Below are 13,786 nucleotides of genomic sequence, written 5' to 3'. Positions count from 1 at the left end.
TTACAGCGACAGGTCGAAGTCCAGCAGGTCGACCATGCCTTCGCCCGTGGCCGATACTTGCTGGCCCGTGGCGGCGACGAACTCGTCCAGGCTGCCATGCACCAGCATCGAGGTCGCCTCCAGGCGGTATTTCAGCCAGCGCACCTGGGCGAATGGCGTAAACAGGCCCAGGGTGACGACGATACCGAGCAGGTTGCTCAGCATGACGAAGGTGGTGCGGCCCCACGTCAGCTGCGACTGGAACTGGTGCTGCTGCAAGCGCGTATTGTTCCAGATCAGGTTCTGGATCATGGTCAGGAACAGCGGCAGCACGGTAAACGCCCACAGGTACAGGGCGCCGATGGCAAACAGCAGGCTGCCAACCTTGGTCTTGTCATTCGCATTGGCCGCAAACGAGGCGAACACGCTGCCGAAGACGACGAAAATCAGGACCAGCAAGCCGCCCAGCAGCAGCGCGAAGAACAGCAGGTAGGTCTTGTAGAAGCTGCCGACCGTGGCGTCAAAGCTGAAATGGGTGGCGCCGAAACGGCTTTGCGTGTGCTGGAAGCGCTTCAGGCGCTGGTGCAGGAAAGGCGTCATCAGGCCGCCCGTGAAGGTATTCAGGATGGGCAGCCACAGGAAGTACTTGTAGGCATCCTTGGAGCTGCCGCTGAAACCGAAGCGGATACCACGGTAGCTGGTGTTGTACAGCTTGAATTGCAGGCTTTTCCATATCAGCCAGGGCAGGATGGCGGCCAGCAGCACGAACATCAGCAAGCCGACGATGGGCGAGACCTGGAAGGCGATATTGTAGCCGGCGATCAGCACCACGGCGGCGATGCGGCCTTTCAGGATGGCCACGGCATTGCCATGGTATTCGAAGCTGCTGCCGGCCAGGTGGGTGCTGGAATAGAAATAGCGGTTGCGGCGCACCTTGGCCCAGGCGGAATAAATGCCCAGGGTGACGATGCTCAGCAGCAGGTTGACGATCCAGATACGGAAGTATTCGCTGCCGGTGGCGCTGAAGGTGATGGCTTCTTGTCTGGGAGTAGTGTTGTTTGCGTCGAAATCCACAGGGGTTTCCTTACTTATTGGAAACAAAACAAGATAAGGGATTATTGAAAAGTTATCAATTGAAAATACTGTTTTTCGCAATTTTTTCGTCGATTCGCTTGCGCTGCCCCGATCCGGCCGTCCCGGCTATACTGGAATTCAACCATCGCTACTGGGAAAACCATGATCGTCGTCCACCATCTGAACAATTCGCGCTCGCAGCGCGTGCTCTGGCTGCTCGAGGAACTGGGCCTGGAATATGAGGTCAAGCGCTACCAGCGCGACCCGAAAACCATGCTGGCGCCCGCTTCCTTGAAAGCCGTCCATCCCTTGGGCAAGTCGCCCGTGATCACGGATGGCGCCAATACCATCGCCGAGTCGGGCGCCATCATCGATTACCTGGTCGAGCGCTACGGCAATGGCCGTTTAATACCGGCGGCCGGCACGCCGGACAAGCTGCGCTGGACCTACTGGCTGCATTTCGCGGAAGGCTCGGCCATGCCGCCGCTGCTGATGAAGCTGGTGTTTGACAAGGTCGAATCGTCGCCGATGCCGTTTTTCGTCAAACCGGTCGCGCGCGGCATCGCCAGCAAGGTCAAGAGCAGCTTCATCCTGCCCAATATCACCAGCCAGCTGGCCTTCATGGAAGCGGAACTGGAGAAAAGCAAATGGTTTGCCGGCAATGAATTCACGGCGGCCGATATCCAGATGAGCTTTCCGCTGGAAGCGGCCGCCATGCGCGGCGGACTCGACGAGCGCCTGCCGAAGCTGACGGCGTTCCTGCAGCGCATCCACGCGCGGCCCGCGTATCAGCGTGCCCTGGAGCGTGGCGGCCCCTACGATTTCGCCAAATGAGAACGCCTAACCAAACCTACTGCGCGTCGCGACTTGCGGCCTGCGATGCTCACCGTACTTGAGTACGGTTGCGCTTCTTAGCCACAATTCACTTCCGCTCGCTACGGTTTTGTTAGGCGTTGGTACGCCGCGTAAAACCTGCCAAGCGGAATTCGCGGGGAATAGTGCTCGCTCCATACGGTAAAATGCCCGATTCAACCAGTATTTACTTACCGCATGGCCAGACTCCTCGCTATCGACGGCTTGAATATCGTACGCCGCGTCTACGAAGCCAGTCCTGAACCCGATTCCGACCTGAAGGCGGAGATCGCGCTGCGCCATGCGCTGTCGTCGTTCCGCACCCTCATCAACGACCACGAGCCGACGCACATCCTGCCGGCCTTCGACTTTGGCGGCCCGACCTGGCGCCATGCCCTGTATGCGGGTTACCGCGAGGGGCGCCAGCCCATGCCGCAGGTGCTGCGCGACGCCTTGCCCGGCTTTTACGCCACGCTGGCCAGCTTCGGCATGCACGTGGTCAGCATCCCCGAGGTCGAGGCCGACGACGTGATCGGCACGGCCGTCATGCGCTGGCTGCACGAGGGACGCGGCGCGGCCGTCATCGCCACCACCGACAAGGATTTGCATGGCCTGATCGCCCACGGCGCGCTGGTGTGGGACCATTTCAAGGGTATCTGGCACGACCGCGCCTGGGTCGAGAAAAAGTTCGGCGTGCCGCCGGAACTGCTGCCCGACCTGCTGGCGCTGATGGGCGACGTCACCGACAGCATCCCCGGCGTGTCGAAGATCGGCCTGAAGACGGGCGCGAAACTGTTGCGCGCTTACGGCAATATCGACGCCGTGATGGCCGGCGCGGGCATTTTGCCCGGCACGCTGGGCGAAAGCCTGCGAAAAGAGCGGGAAATACTGTATCTTTCAAGAAAGTTAGTAGAACTCAAGACCGACGTGACCCTGGGTGTGACCTGGAACAAGCTCGTCTGGGAAAAATAGAGCTCTTCTGGCCAGAACACGGAATAAATCAAGCAAGGGAAGTAATCATGATGTTAAAGACAGTCCTGATCGATAGCAGCGCCGTGGCGCGCGGCCTGCTGAACACGGTCCTGACCGATGGCGGCTACGACGTCTGCGGGCAGACGCATACCAGCGCGCTGGGGCTGGCGCTGCTGGTCAAGCACCATCCGCATTTCGTCTGCATCGCGCGCGAACAGGTGGAAGACGGGACGAATGTGGTGCAAACCATCCGTGCCCAGTATCCGAAGACGCTCATTTTCATGGTCTCGGGCGGCATCGACGCCGCCTCGCTGCAGGCGGCCCATGCCATGGGCGTGTCGGGCTTCATCGTGAAACCCTTCATGGCCGACACGGTCCTGAAAACCGTGCGCAACACGGTGATCGCCATGGTGCGCAAGCAGCAGCAGGCCCTGGCTGCCGCTGCGCAAGGCAATACTTAGACGCCGCTCAGGCCTGTGGCGCTGGCGATGATGCCGCCACCGAGGCACACGTCGCCGTCGTACAGCACGGCCGACTGGCCCGGCGTGACGGCCCATTGCGCCTGATCAAAGGCCAGGCTGAACAGTTCATTTCCATTCGGCAACAACTGGCAAGCCACGTCGGCCTGGCGGTAGCGCGTCTTGGCGCTCAAGGCGCCCGCCTGCGGCGCCGTGCCGGCCACCCAGCTGGCCTGGTCGGCCGTCAACGATGGCGACAGCAGCCACGGGTGGTCGTGGCCCTGCACCACCCACAGGGTGTTGTTGGCGATATCCTTGCGCGCCACATACCAGGCGTCGCTGCTGCCGTCCGCATTCTGGTACGATTTCACGCCGCCGATGCCGATGCCCTTGCGCTGGCCCAGCGTGTAAAAACTCAGTCCCACGTGTTCGCCCACGGTCTTGCCGTCGTCGGCCGTTTTCATCGGGCCCGGCTTGTACGACAGGTAGCGGTTCAAGAATTCGCGGAACGGGCGTTCGCCAATGAAGCAGATACCCGTGGAATCCTTCTTCTGCGCGTTCGGCAGGGCCAATTTTTCGGCGATCTGGCGCACTTGTGTCTTCGGGATTTCACCGAGCGGAAACAAGGTCTTGGACAGCTGCGCCTGGTTCAAACGGTGCAGGAAATAGCTTTGATCCTTGCTGGCGTCGACGGCCTTGAGCAGTTCATAGCGGCCCGCATCGGTCGGCGCCTGGCGCACGCGCGCATAGTGGCCTGTGGCGATCAGGTCGGCGCCCAGGGTCATGGCGTGGTCAAGGAAGGCCTTGAACTTGATTTCGGCGTTGCACAGCACGTCCGGGTTCGGCGTGCGGCCGGCCTGGTATTCGCGCAAGAAATCGGCGAACACGCGGTCCTTGTATTCGGAAGCGAAATTGACGGCTTCGATATCGACGCCGATGACGTGGGCCACGCTGGCCGCGTCGATCCAGTCCTGGCGCGTGGAGCAGTATTCCGAATCGTCGTCATCTTCCCAGTTTTTCATGAACAGGCCGATGACTTCATAGCCTTGTTCCTTCAGCATCCATGCCGCGACCGAGGAATCGACCCCGCCCGACATGCCGATAACGACTTTCTTCTTGCTCATCTTGCCTTCCAGTTACTTTTTAGATAATGTTGCTATGCGCTATTGAAAACGGACGCATGCGTGTGCAGCAGGGCCAGCGGCGCGCGCCGGCCGGCCAGGTATTCGTCCACGCACTGCAGCACCAGGGGGCTGCGGTGGCGTTCCTGGCATGCCGCCAGCTCGTCGCGCGTCATCCACAGGGTGCGGATGATGCCTTCGTCCAGCGGGCGGTCATGCTCGGCGCCGGCCGTGCCGCAAAAGGTGAAGCGCAGATAGGTCACGTCCTCGCCCGTGCGCAGTGACTGGTAGCGCGACATGTACATGCCGACCAGTGCCGTGGGGATGAAATCGTAGGCCGCTTCTTCCAGCGTTTCGCGGATCACCGCCTGTTCCAGCGACTCGAACGGGTCGAGGTGACCGGCCGGTTGATTGATCTTGATGCCTTCGCTGGTCTCTTCTTCAATCAGTAAAAACAGGCCGTCGCGCTCGACGATGGCGGCAACGGTGACAGAGGGTTTCCAGATTCTCGGCATGATTCCATCCTTGAAAGAGCCGACATTTTATCTTGTTCTGCGCGCGCGGTTTGAACCCGGCCTTCTGTTGCGCGGACATATTGATAAATGACAACGTTTTAGCAAATAGCGGTGGGAGGTACTTACGTCTTTCCCGGGGAGCACACTAGCATGGGGGCTTAGGCGGCAAGATGGCAGGAAACGCCCGCTAATATAGGCTTTCCCTGTGGTCAAAACAAGCGCGCACGCAGGCTCGACTGTGGTGAGATTGACACACCTTTCCCACAATATGGTCGCTGCGCCGCATGGTGAAACGAATCGTGGGATGTTGATGAAATTAGTGTCGTACGACTAAAAGTTGCTGGTTCACAAACGTTTAACGCGCTGCTTTCCGTGTTAGATTCTAGTCAGTTTATCAATTAGCGGAGGCATCATGAGGATAGGCATACCGGCCGAAACACGGCCTGGTGAAACGCGGGTGGCAGCAACGCCCGAGACAGTCAAGAAGCTGGCAGCCAAGCATCAAGTCGTCGTGCAGTCGGGAGCGGGCCTGCAAGCGTCGATTCCCGATGAAGCCTATGCCGCCGCCGGCGCGCAGATCGGCACCGCCCAGGAAGCATACGGTTGCGCCATCGTGCTCAAGGTGCGCGCACCGGACGCCGCTGAGCGGGCCCTGATGGCCAGCGGCACGGTGCTGATCGGCATGTTGAACCCGTTTGACGCGGACAATATCGCCGCCATGGCCACGGCCGGGCTGTCCGCCTTCGCGCTGGAAGCCGTGCCGCGCATCACGCGCGCGCAATCGATGGACGTGCTGTCGTCGCAGGCGAACATCGCCGGCTACAAGGCCGTGCTGGTGGCCGCAAATACCTATCAGCGCTTCATGCCCATGCTGATGACGGCGGCCGGCACCGTCAAGGCGGCCCGCGTGCTGATCATGGGCGTGGGCGTGGCCGGTTTGCAGGCGATCGCCACGGCCAAGCGCCTGGGCGCCGTCATCGAAGCGTCCGACGTGCGCCCGCCCGTCAAGGAACAAGTGGAGTCCCTGGGCGCCAAGTTCCTCGACGTGCCTTTCCTCACCGACGAAGAAAAGGAAATCGCCAAGGGTTCGGGCGGCTATGCGCGCGCCATGCCGGCCGACTGGATGCGGCGCCAGGCCGAACTGGTGCACGAACGGGCGAAACTGGCCGACATCATCATCACCACGGCCCTGATTCCCGGCCGCGCCGCGCCCGTGCTGATTTCAGAAGAAACGGTGAAAGCCATGAAACCGGGCTCCGTCATCGTCGACCTGGCCGTCGAGCAGGGCGGCAACTGCCCCCTGTCCGAGCTGGGCAAGACGGTGCTCAAGCACGGCGTGTATATCGTCGGCGAGCCGAATCTGGCGACCCTGGTGGCGGCCGACGCCTCGGCCCTGTATGCGCGCAACGTGCTGGACTTTTTAAAGCTCATCATCGACAAGGACGATCAATTGCTGATCGACCGCGAGGATGAAATCATCAAGGCCAGCCTGGTTTGCGCGGGCAATGACATCCTCAGAAAATAACGCGGCGCCGGAGAAAACAACATCATGGAAATCAGTCACACCATCATTAACCTGATCATCTTCGTGCTGGCCATTTATGTCGGCTATCACGTCGTCTGGACCGTCACGCCGGCGCTGCATACGCCGCTGATGGCCGTTACCAATGCCATTTCCGCCATCATCATCGTCGGCGCCATGCTGGCGGCCGGCCTGACGCAAGGCCCGCTGGCGCAGGCGGCCGGCACCCTGGCCGTGGCTCTGGCCGCCGTCAACGTGTTTGGCGGCTTCCTCGTCACGCAGCGCATGCTCGAGATGTTCCGTAAAAAAGAACCGAAGGCCAAGCAAGGAGCAAAAGAATGAGTCACGCCATGAGCTTCGTCACCATGAACCTGGTGACGATGATGTACCTGATCGCCTCGGTGTGCTTCATCCAGGCCCTGAAAGGCCTGTCGTCACCCTCGACGGCGCGCCGCGGCAATGCCTTCGGCATGAGCGGCATGGCCATTGCCGCCGTCACCACCGTGGCGCTGATCCTGAAGCTGAAGGAGCAGCAGACGGGCGGCATGGGCCTGACCCTGGTCATCATCGGCATCGTCACGGGCGGCGCCATCGGCGCCTACCTGGCAAAAACCGTGGAAATGACGAAGATGCCGGAACTGGTGGCGGCCATGCACTCGCTGATCGGCCTGGCGGCCGTCTGTATCGCCGTGGCGGCCGTGTCGGAACCGTGGGCCTTCAATATCGCCAAAAACGGCGAGGCGCTGCCGATCGGTAACCGCTTCGAGCTGTTCATCGGCACCTTTGTCGGCGCCATCACGTTTTCCGGCTCGGTGATCGCCTTCGGCAAGCTGTCGGGCAAATACAAGTTCCGCCTGTTCCAGGGCGCGCCCGTCAGCTTCAAGGGCCAGCACATGCTCAACCTGGTGCTGGCGCTGGTGATGATCGCGCTGGGCCTGGTGTTCTGTTTTGCCGACGGGGTGGAGCCGGCCTGGACGCCGTTCATCGTCATGGCCGTCATCGCCTTTGCCCTGGGCGTGCTGATCATCATCCCCATCGGCGGCGCCGACATGCCGGTGGTGGTGTCGATGCTCAACAGTTACTCGGGCTGGGCCGCGGCGGGCATCGGTTTTTCGCTGAATAACTCGATGCTGATCATCGCCGGTTCGCTCGTGGGGTCTTCCGGCGCGATCCTGTCGTACATCATGTGCAAGGCCATGAACCGCTCCTTCTTCAACGTCATCCTGGGCGGCTTCGGCGGCGATGCGCCGGCGGCCGGCGTGGCCGGCGCGCAGGAGCAGCGCCCCGTCAAGTCGGGCTCGGCCGACGATGCCGCCTTCATCATGGGCAATGCGGAAACCGTCATCATCGTGCCCGGCTACGGCCTGGCCGTGGCGCGCGCGCAGCACTCGCTGAAAGAACTGGTGGAAAAGCTCACGCACAAGGGCGTCACCGTCAAATATGCGATCCACCCCGTGGCGGGGCGCATGCCGGGCCACATGAACGTGCTGCTGGCCGAAGCCGAGGTGCCATACGACCAGGTGTTCGAGATGGAAGACATCAACGGCGAATTCGGCCAGACGGACGTGGTGCTGGTGCTGGGCGCGAACGACGTGGTCAACCCGGCGGCGAAAGACCCGAAATCGCCGATCGCCGGCATGCCGATCCTGGAAGCCTATAAGGCCAAGAGCATCATCGTCAACAAGCGCTCGATGGCTTCCGGCTATGCGGGCCTGGACAACGACCTGTTCTACCAGCCGAACACGATGATGGTGTTTGGCGACGCCAAGAAGGTGATCGAGGATATGCTCAAGGCAGTTGAGTAAGGCAATGCCTTAGGCAACTGAAGATGGCCCGCCTTGCGCGGGCCGTTTTTATTGGGCGGCCGCTGCCGCGACGACTTTGTTGCGTCCCTGGTGCTTGGCCGCATACAGGGCCTTGTCCGCTTCCGACATGGCCGCGTCCAGGCTGGCGCCGGCCGTCAGGGAGGCCACGCCGATGCTGATGGTCACCTGCAGCGCGCCGCCGTCGGGCAGCACGGTGACCGCCGCCGCCACGGCCGCGCGGATGCGTTCGGCCACCTGGTGTGCCTGCTGCAAGGTCGCGTCGGGGAAGAGCAGGCCGAATTCCTCGCCGCCGAGACGGGCCGCCACGTCGGTGATGCGTCCCGTGTCGCGCAGCGCCTGCGCCACCGTGCGCAGCACGGCGTCGCCCACGGCATGGCCATAGCGGTCGTTGATCTTCTTGAAGTGGTCGAGGTCGGCCACGCCCACGGTCAGGGCGGCGCCGCTGCGCGCCGCGCGCGCCATCGCCTGCTCGGCTTGCGCTTCATAGGCGCGCCGGTTGGGCAGCGACGTCAGCGCATCGTGCAGCGCCTGCTGTTCCAGCTGCGCCAGCAGGCTGGCGTTCTTGGCCGCCAGTTCGCGCCGTTCGCGCACGTCGAGCAAGAAGGCGCCGAAATAGCGCATGCCGTCGACCACGCCCAGATCCAGCGCCTTCATTTCGATGGGGATCATCTGTGCGTTGCGGTGGCGGATGGCGAATTCGCGGATTTTCCCCAGGACGCTGGACTGGCGCGAGCTGCGGATGTAGTTGATGACGAGGTTGTCGTGCTGCGAGGCGACGGTGTCGGGCAACAGGCCGTTCAGGGTCTGGCCCAGCAATTCTCCGCTGGCATAGCCCGACAGTGCCTGCATGGCGCCATTGATATAGCGGATGCGGCACTGCTCGTCGATGATGATGACGGCGTCGAGGGCGTCTTCCAGCAGGCGGGAAAAAAGTACTTCGGGAAGAGCGGCAGCGGTGCTGCGGGCAATGCATCTGTCATGGAACGGTCGCCAAAAGCCAGGTGACAGCCATTGTCGCATCCGCGGGCCGTTTACTCCATGCCGGATCGCCCGCCTGTTTCTTTTTCGCCCGTGCCCTTTCCTTATTAATAATATTTCAGCGGCGGCCGTACATCATCAGTTCCGCCAACCCCTTGCGCGCGGGCGGGAACGCATCCAGCAAGCCCAGCGACAGGCCCAGCAAGCCTTGCGTGGGGGCGCTGCCCGTGAAGATGCGCGCCATGGTGTCGGTTACGCGCACGGTCAGGCCCCGGTCGGCCTGGCGCAGGCTGGCGTAGCGTTCCAGCGCTGCGGGGCTGCTGTCCTGCGCCAGCACGCGGGCCAGCACGGCGGCGTCGCGCAAGCCCAGGTTCAGGCCCTGTCCCGCCACCGGGTGCAGGGTTTGCGCCGCATTGCCGATGGCGACCGTGCGCGCCGTGCCGCCCGCCTGCGCGTTCAGGCCCAGCGGATAGGCCAGGCGCGCCGTCGCATGGGTAAAGCGTCCCAGGCGGCTGCCGAAGGCGGCGCCCAGGCGGGCCAGGAAGGCTGCGTCGTCCAGCGCCAGCAATTGTTCGGCGCGCGTGGGCGGCACGCACCACACCAGCGCGTAGCCGTCGTCCTGCGGCAGCAAGGCCAGCGGGCCTTCATCGGTGAAGCGTTCAAACGCGCGGTGGGCGATGGGGCTGCTTACGCGCACATGGGCAATGATGGCGCTTTGGCCATAATCGCGGCTGACGGCGCGCTCCTGCTGCTGGCCGAACAGGCCGCCCTCGGCCTGCACCAGCAGGCTGGCGCGCAAGCTCGACGCGGCGCCAGCCTGGTCGATCTGCACGGACACGCCGTCGCCATCCTCCGCGCTGCCCGTGACCAGGGCCGGGCGCAAGCTGGCCACGCCCAGGCGCTCGCACACGTCGGCCAGCGCGCTGACGACGGCGCCGTAGCGGGCCACGTAGCCGAGCGCCTCGACGCCATGCTCGCCGCGATCCATCAGGCTGCGCCCGAACCGGCCGCGGCGCGAGACGTGAATCTGGTGGATGGGCGTCGCCTCGACGGGCCAGGCGCCCGCTTCCTCGAGTATCTGGCGGCTGCCGTGCGACAGGGCGATGGTGCGCGGGTCGCGCCGGGCTTGCTCGATGGATTTGGCGTCGAGCAGGGCGATGCCGGCGGCGCGGCTGCCGCGCTGCACCAGCAGGGCGGCCAGCGCCATGCCGACGGGACCGGCGCCGCAGATGGCGAGATCGAAAGTGGACGGTGTATGCATGCGGCGGTGTTAATCCTGTGTCATCAGTTGTTCGATTTCAGCGACGCTCCTGGGCGCCGTGCTGAAGACTTCATGGCCTTGCGGCGTGACCAGCACATCGTCTTCGATGCGGATGCCGGTATGCCAGAACTGCTCCGGCACGCCCGCGCCGGGGCGCACGTAGATGCCCGGCTCCACCGTCAGCACCATGCCCGGTGCCAAAGCGCGCCATGGCTTGCCGGGCGCGCCCGTGTCGCGGTAGGCGCCCACGTCGTGCACGTCCATGCCCAGCCAGTGGCTGGTGCCGTGCATGTAGAAGGGCATATAGGCCTTGTTGGCGATCACGTCCTGCACGCTGCCGCTTTTTTGGCGGTCAAGCAAGCCCAGGTCCAGCATGCCCTGCGCCAGCACCTGCACGGCCGCCTCGTGGATGGCGCTGTGCGGCAAGCCGGGGCGCACCACGTCCAGCGCCGCCTGCTGCGCCGCCAGCACCAGTTCATACAGCGCCTTTTGCGGGCCGCTGAAGCGGCCGTTGACGGGAAAAGTGCGCGTGATGTCGGAGGCGTAGCCGTCGAGTTCGCAGCCGGCGTCGACCAGGACCAGCTCACCGTCTTTTAATACCGCGTTGTTGGCGCTGTAATGCAGGATGCAGGCGTTGCCGCCGCCGGCCACGATGGAGGAATACGCGGGAAACTGCGCGCCGCTGCGGCGAAATTCGTACAGCAGCTCCGCTTCCAGCGCGTATTCGTGCAGGCCGGGCCGCGTGGCGCGCATGGCGCGCGCGTGCGCGGCGCTGGAAATGGCGGCCGCGCGGCGCATCAGCTGCTGTTCTTCCGGGTCTTTCAGCAGGCGCATGGCGTCGAGCATGCCATGGATGTCATGCGCCATGGCGGGCGCCGTGACGCCGCTGCGGGCCTTTTGCCGCACATTGTGCAGCCAAACCTTCACTTGCGCATCGAGGCTGCCGCCCAGCGCATAGTAGATGGCGGGGGCGTCGGCCAGCAGGCGGCTCATTTCCGCGTCGAGTTCCTCGATGGGGAAGGCGCTGTCAAAACCGAAGCTGGCGCGCGCCGCTTCGGGGCCGTGGCGGAAACCGTCCCAGATTTCGCGCTCCGTATTCTTGGCGCGGCAAAACAGGATGGCGCGCGCGGGCGCCGTGGCGCTGGCGGCCACCAGGGCCACGGCGCTGTCGGGTTCCGTGAAACCGCTGAGGTAATAGAAATAGCTGTCGTGCCGGTACGGATAATCGCAATCGCTGTTGCGCGCCACTGCGGGCGCCGTGGCAAGAATGGCCACGCTGCCCGGCAGCATCTGCGCCAGCAGCGCCGCGCGCCGGGCCGCGTAGTTGGCCATCATGTTGCGCTGGCCTTGGCCGTCACGCCATTGAGCGTGTCGAGCTGCTGCGGCGTGCCCACATTCGTCCACTCGCCAGTATAGACTTCGCCGCCCACGCGGCCCTGGTCCGCGTACTGGCGCAGCAGATCGCCCAGTCTGGCATGGCTGCCGGGCGCGATGCCGTCGAACATCTCGGGACGGTACACGCCGATGTTGGCGAAAGTCCACTTGGTCTCGTCCGTATTGTTGATCGCGAACAAGGTCAGGCCGAAGTCGCCCTTGGGATGGAAGTCGGGATTGGGCACCAGGTAGGTCCAGGCGATGTCGCGCTGGTCGGCCGGATATGGCGTGCCCAGCACATCTTTGTCGGCCAGCACGTCGAGTACTTGTTTGAAATCAAAGTAGGGGCAATAGATGTCGCCGGAAATGGCGAGAAATGGTTCATTACCCAGCAAGTGGCGCGCCTGGGCGATGCCGCCTGCCGTTTCCAGCGGTGTGCTTTCTGGCGAGTACGCGATGCGCGCGCCGTACGCGCTGCCGTCGCCCAGGGTTTCTTCGATCAAATGGCCCAGGTGCGAATGGTTGATGACGATGTCCGTGATGCCGGCGCGCACCAGGTTCAGCACATGCCAGACGATCAGCGGGCGGCCGCGCACTTTCAGCAGCGGTTTGGGACAGGTATCGGTAAGCGGACGCATCCGTTCACCGCGGCCTGCGGCAAAGATCATGGCTTTCATGGGTAGTCGTTTTCAGTATCGGTAAGTCGGCTGCGCGGACAGGCCGCGCAGCAGGAAAGTGCCTAGAACGTATAGCCGACTTGCGGCGTTTTATTCTCCAGTGCATCGAGCAAGCGCACCAGCGGCTTGAGTTCCGTGTAGCGGTTGGCCGTCTTGCGCACGTTAGTCGAGCACGGTTGGCAGGTCGCCCATGTACAGATCCTTGCCATCGCGGTAATTCAGGCGCGAGAACAGGCCGAGGATTTTCAGGTGGCGCTGCAGGGCCGTGAATTCGAAATCGCGGTAGAAGGCGTCGATGTCGGGGTTCACCGGCAAGCCCAGCTGCTTGGCGCGCTGCCAGTAGCGGATCACCCAGTCCAGCACCAGTTCTTCATCCCACTGGATGTACGCGTCGCGCAGCAGCGAGGCGATGTCGTAGGTGACGGGGCCGAAGACGGCGTCCTGGAAGTCGAGGATGCCGGGATTGGGGATCGAACCATCGTTGATGTGCATCAAATTGCGCGAATGGTAGTCGCGGTGCATGAATACTTGCTGCTGCGACAAGATATTCGCCGTGATGGCTTCGAATACCTTGTCCAGCTGGGCTTGTTGCACATCCGTCAAGGTGGCGCCCAGGTGCTTGCCGATGAACCATTCCGGGAACAGATTCATTTCGCGCAGGATGAAGGCGCGGTCGAATTCTGGCAGCACGTCGGGTTGGCTGGCCAGCTGGATTTTCATCAAGGATTCCAGCGCTTCGGCGTACAGCACGCTGGCATTGTCGTGGTTCAGGGCGTCCAGATACGTGGTCGTGCCCAGGTCGGAGAGCAGCAGGAAGCCATTTTCCAGGTCTTGCGCGATGATCTCGGGCGCGGACACGCCGGCGCCTTTCAGCAAGCCGGCCACCTTGACAAAGGCGGGCGCGTTTTCGCGCTCGGGCGGCGCATCCATGGCGATCAGTGTACTTCCTGGCAATGTTGTATTGCCTGGCAGCACATCGAGACGATAGTAGCGGCGGAAGCTGGCATCGCTGGAGGCGGGGCGGGCGGAATCGGGCGCAACGAGGTTCAGCGGGGCCAACCAGGCTTTCAACAGGGTCAGGCGAGCGTCGGCGGAGGCCGGCGCGGCAGGGGAATTGGGGGAGAATGACATTAAGCGGCCTGTGGAATCGGGTTGATGGTGCGGAGGGTAGGAGAAC

General features: G+C 63.1%; 13 protein-coding genes and 1 pseudogene. 6 read left to right on the top strand and 8 right to left on the bottom strand.

Features of this window, described 5'->3' with window-relative positions; genetic code table 11:
* Positions 1-1,053: a YjgN family protein gene (locus ACQVLG_RS05535; RefSeq protein ID WP_474293299.1), complete on the bottom strand. Its 1,053-nt coding sequence runs from the start codon at positions 1,051-1,053 to the stop codon at positions 1-3.
* 162 nt (positions 1,054-1,215) lie between these two features.
* Between ACQVLG_RS05535 and ACQVLG_RS05530 the strand changes: the two genes are divergently transcribed.
* From ACQVLG_RS05530 to ACQVLG_RS05520, 3 genes are all read left to right on the top strand, one after another.
* Positions 1,216-1,887 carry a glutathione S-transferase gene (locus ACQVLG_RS05530; RefSeq protein ID WP_474293297.1) on the top strand — a complete coding sequence of 224 codons (672 nt, stop codon included), beginning with the start codon at positions 1,216-1,218 and terminating at the stop codon, positions 1,885-1,887.
* 216 nt (positions 1,888-2,103) lie between these two features.
* Positions 2,104-2,877, top strand: a complete 774-nt coding sequence (locus ACQVLG_RS05525; protein WP_230539192.1) for a 5'-3' exonuclease — start codon at positions 2,104-2,106, stop codon at positions 2,875-2,877.
* 50 nt (positions 2,878-2,927) lie between these two features.
* Complete coding sequence (locus ACQVLG_RS05520; protein WP_230539274.1) at positions 2,928-3,338, top strand: response regulator; 411 nt, start codon at positions 2,928-2,930, stop codon at positions 3,336-3,338.
* Here ACQVLG_RS05520 and mnmA read toward each other — a convergent pair.
* Entirely contained in the window at positions 3,335-4,459 is a 1,125-nt protein-coding gene (gene mnmA, locus ACQVLG_RS05515; RefSeq protein WP_474293295.1) for a tRNA 2-thiouridine(34) synthase MnmA, read from the bottom strand. The genes ACQVLG_RS05520 and mnmA overlap by 4 nt on opposite strands.
* Before the next feature lie 32 nt (positions 4,460-4,491).
* Positions 4,492-4,971 (bottom strand): NUDIX hydrolase, encoded by a 480-nt coding sequence (locus ACQVLG_RS05510; protein ID WP_034745637.1) that lies wholly within the window; start codon positions 4,969-4,971, stop codon positions 4,492-4,494.
* A 412-nt stretch (positions 4,972-5,383) separates the two neighbouring features.
* Between ACQVLG_RS05510 and ACQVLG_RS05505 the strand changes: the two genes are divergently transcribed.
* The 3 genes from ACQVLG_RS05505 to ACQVLG_RS05495 are packed head-to-tail and all read left to right on the top strand — an operon-like array spanning position 5,384 to position 8,298.
* Complete coding sequence (locus tag ACQVLG_RS05505; RefSeq protein ID WP_474293292.1) at positions 5,384-6,496, top strand: Re/Si-specific NAD(P)(+) transhydrogenase subunit alpha; 1,113 nt, start codon at positions 5,384-5,386, stop codon at positions 6,494-6,496.
* A gap of 24 nt (positions 6,497-6,520) precedes the next feature.
* Positions 6,521-6,835 carry an NAD(P) transhydrogenase subunit alpha part 2 gene (locus ACQVLG_RS05500; protein ID WP_034778841.1) on the top strand — a complete coding sequence of 105 codons (315 nt, stop codon included), beginning with the start codon at positions 6,521-6,523 and terminating at the stop codon, positions 6,833-6,835.
* 8 nt (positions 6,836-6,843) lie between these two features.
* Complete coding sequence (locus ACQVLG_RS05495) at positions 6,844-8,298, top strand: NAD(P)(+) transhydrogenase (Re/Si-specific) subunit beta (RefSeq protein WP_474295548.1); 1,455 nt, start codon at positions 6,844-6,846, stop codon at positions 8,296-8,298.
* 48 nt (positions 8,299-8,346) lie between these two features.
* Here ACQVLG_RS05495 and ACQVLG_RS05490 read toward each other — a convergent pair whose 3' ends face one another.
* From ACQVLG_RS05490 to ACQVLG_RS05470, 5 genes and pseudogenes are all read right to left on the bottom strand, one after another.
* On the bottom strand, positions 8,347-9,339 hold the full coding sequence (locus tag ACQVLG_RS05490; RefSeq protein WP_474293291.1) for a GGDEF domain-containing protein: 993 nt from the start codon (positions 9,337-9,339) through the stop codon (positions 8,347-8,349).
* 76 nt (positions 9,340-9,415) lie between these two features.
* Entirely contained in the window at positions 9,416-10,558 is a 1,143-nt protein-coding gene (locus tag ACQVLG_RS05485) for a UbiH/UbiF/VisC/COQ6 family ubiquinone biosynthesis hydroxylase (protein ID WP_474293289.1), read from the bottom strand.
* Between the two features lie 9 nt (positions 10,559-10,567).
* A complete protein-coding gene (gene pepP / locus ACQVLG_RS05480) occupies positions 10,568-11,890 on the bottom strand; it encodes a Xaa-Pro aminopeptidase (protein WP_474295547.1) in 1,323 nt (440 codons plus the stop codon).
* On the bottom strand, positions 11,890-12,609 hold the full coding sequence (murU, locus tag ACQVLG_RS05475) for an N-acetylmuramate alpha-1-phosphate uridylyltransferase MurU (RefSeq protein ID WP_474293287.1): 720 nt from the start codon (positions 12,607-12,609) through the stop codon (positions 11,890-11,892). The genes pepP and murU overlap by 1 nt, the downstream gene beginning before the upstream one ends.
* Positions 12,610-12,671: 62 nt before the next feature.
* Positions 12,672-13,740: pseudogene (locus tag ACQVLG_RS05470) on the bottom strand (aminoglycoside phosphotransferase family protein).
* Positions 13,741-13,786: the final 46 nt, after the last annotated feature.

The organism is Janthinobacterium sp. TPC_1, assembly GCF_056037845.1.
Note: the sequence above shows the minus strand (reverse complement) of the source record. Positions and strands in the feature narration are given on the sequence as shown.

What these genes read in the sequence shown, in the direction of transcription:
- ACQVLG_RS05520 (WP_230539274.1), top strand. Translation starts at nt 2,928, where the DNA reads ATGTTAAAGACAGTCCTGATCGATAGCAGCGCCGTGGCGCGCGGCCTG.
- ACQVLG_RS05495 (WP_474295548.1), top strand. Translation starts at nt 6,844, where the DNA reads ATGAGCTTCGTCACCATGAACCTGGTGACGATGATGTACCTGATCGCC.
- ACQVLG_RS05530 (WP_474293297.1), top strand. Translation starts at nt 1,216, where the DNA reads ATGATCGTCGTCCACCATCTGAACAATTCGCGCTCGCAGCGCGTGCTC.
- ACQVLG_RS05490 (WP_474293291.1), bottom strand. Translation starts at nt 9,339, where the DNA reads ATGCGACAATGGCTGTCACCTGGCTTTTGGCGACCGTTCCATGACAGA.
- mnmA (WP_474293295.1), bottom strand. Translation starts at nt 4,459, where the DNA reads ATGAGCAAGAAGAAAGTCGTTATCGGCATGTCGGGCGGGGTCGATTCC.
- ACQVLG_RS05505 (WP_474293292.1), top strand. Translation starts at nt 5,384, where the DNA reads ATGAGGATAGGCATACCGGCCGAAACACGGCCTGGTGAAACGCGGGTG.
- ACQVLG_RS05500 (WP_034778841.1), top strand. Translation starts at nt 6,521, where the DNA reads ATGGAAATCAGTCACACCATCATTAACCTGATCATCTTCGTGCTGGCC.
- ACQVLG_RS05510 (WP_034745637.1), bottom strand. Translation starts at nt 4,971, where the DNA reads ATGCCGAGAATCTGGAAACCCTCTGTCACCGTTGCCGCCATCGTCGAG.
- ACQVLG_RS05525 (WP_230539192.1), top strand. Translation starts at nt 2,104, where the DNA reads ATGGCCAGACTCCTCGCTATCGACGGCTTGAATATCGTACGCCGCGTC.
- ACQVLG_RS05485 (WP_474293289.1), bottom strand. Translation starts at nt 10,558, where the DNA reads ATGCATACACCGTCCACTTTCGATCTCGCCATCTGCGGCGCCGGTCCC.
- pepP (WP_474295547.1), bottom strand. Translation starts at nt 11,890, where the DNA reads ATGGCCAACTACGCGGCCCGGCGCGCGGCGCTGCTGGCGCAGATGCTG.
- murU (WP_474293287.1), bottom strand. Translation starts at nt 12,609, where the DNA reads ATGAAAGCCATGATCTTTGCCGCAGGCCGCGGTGAACGGATGCGTCCG.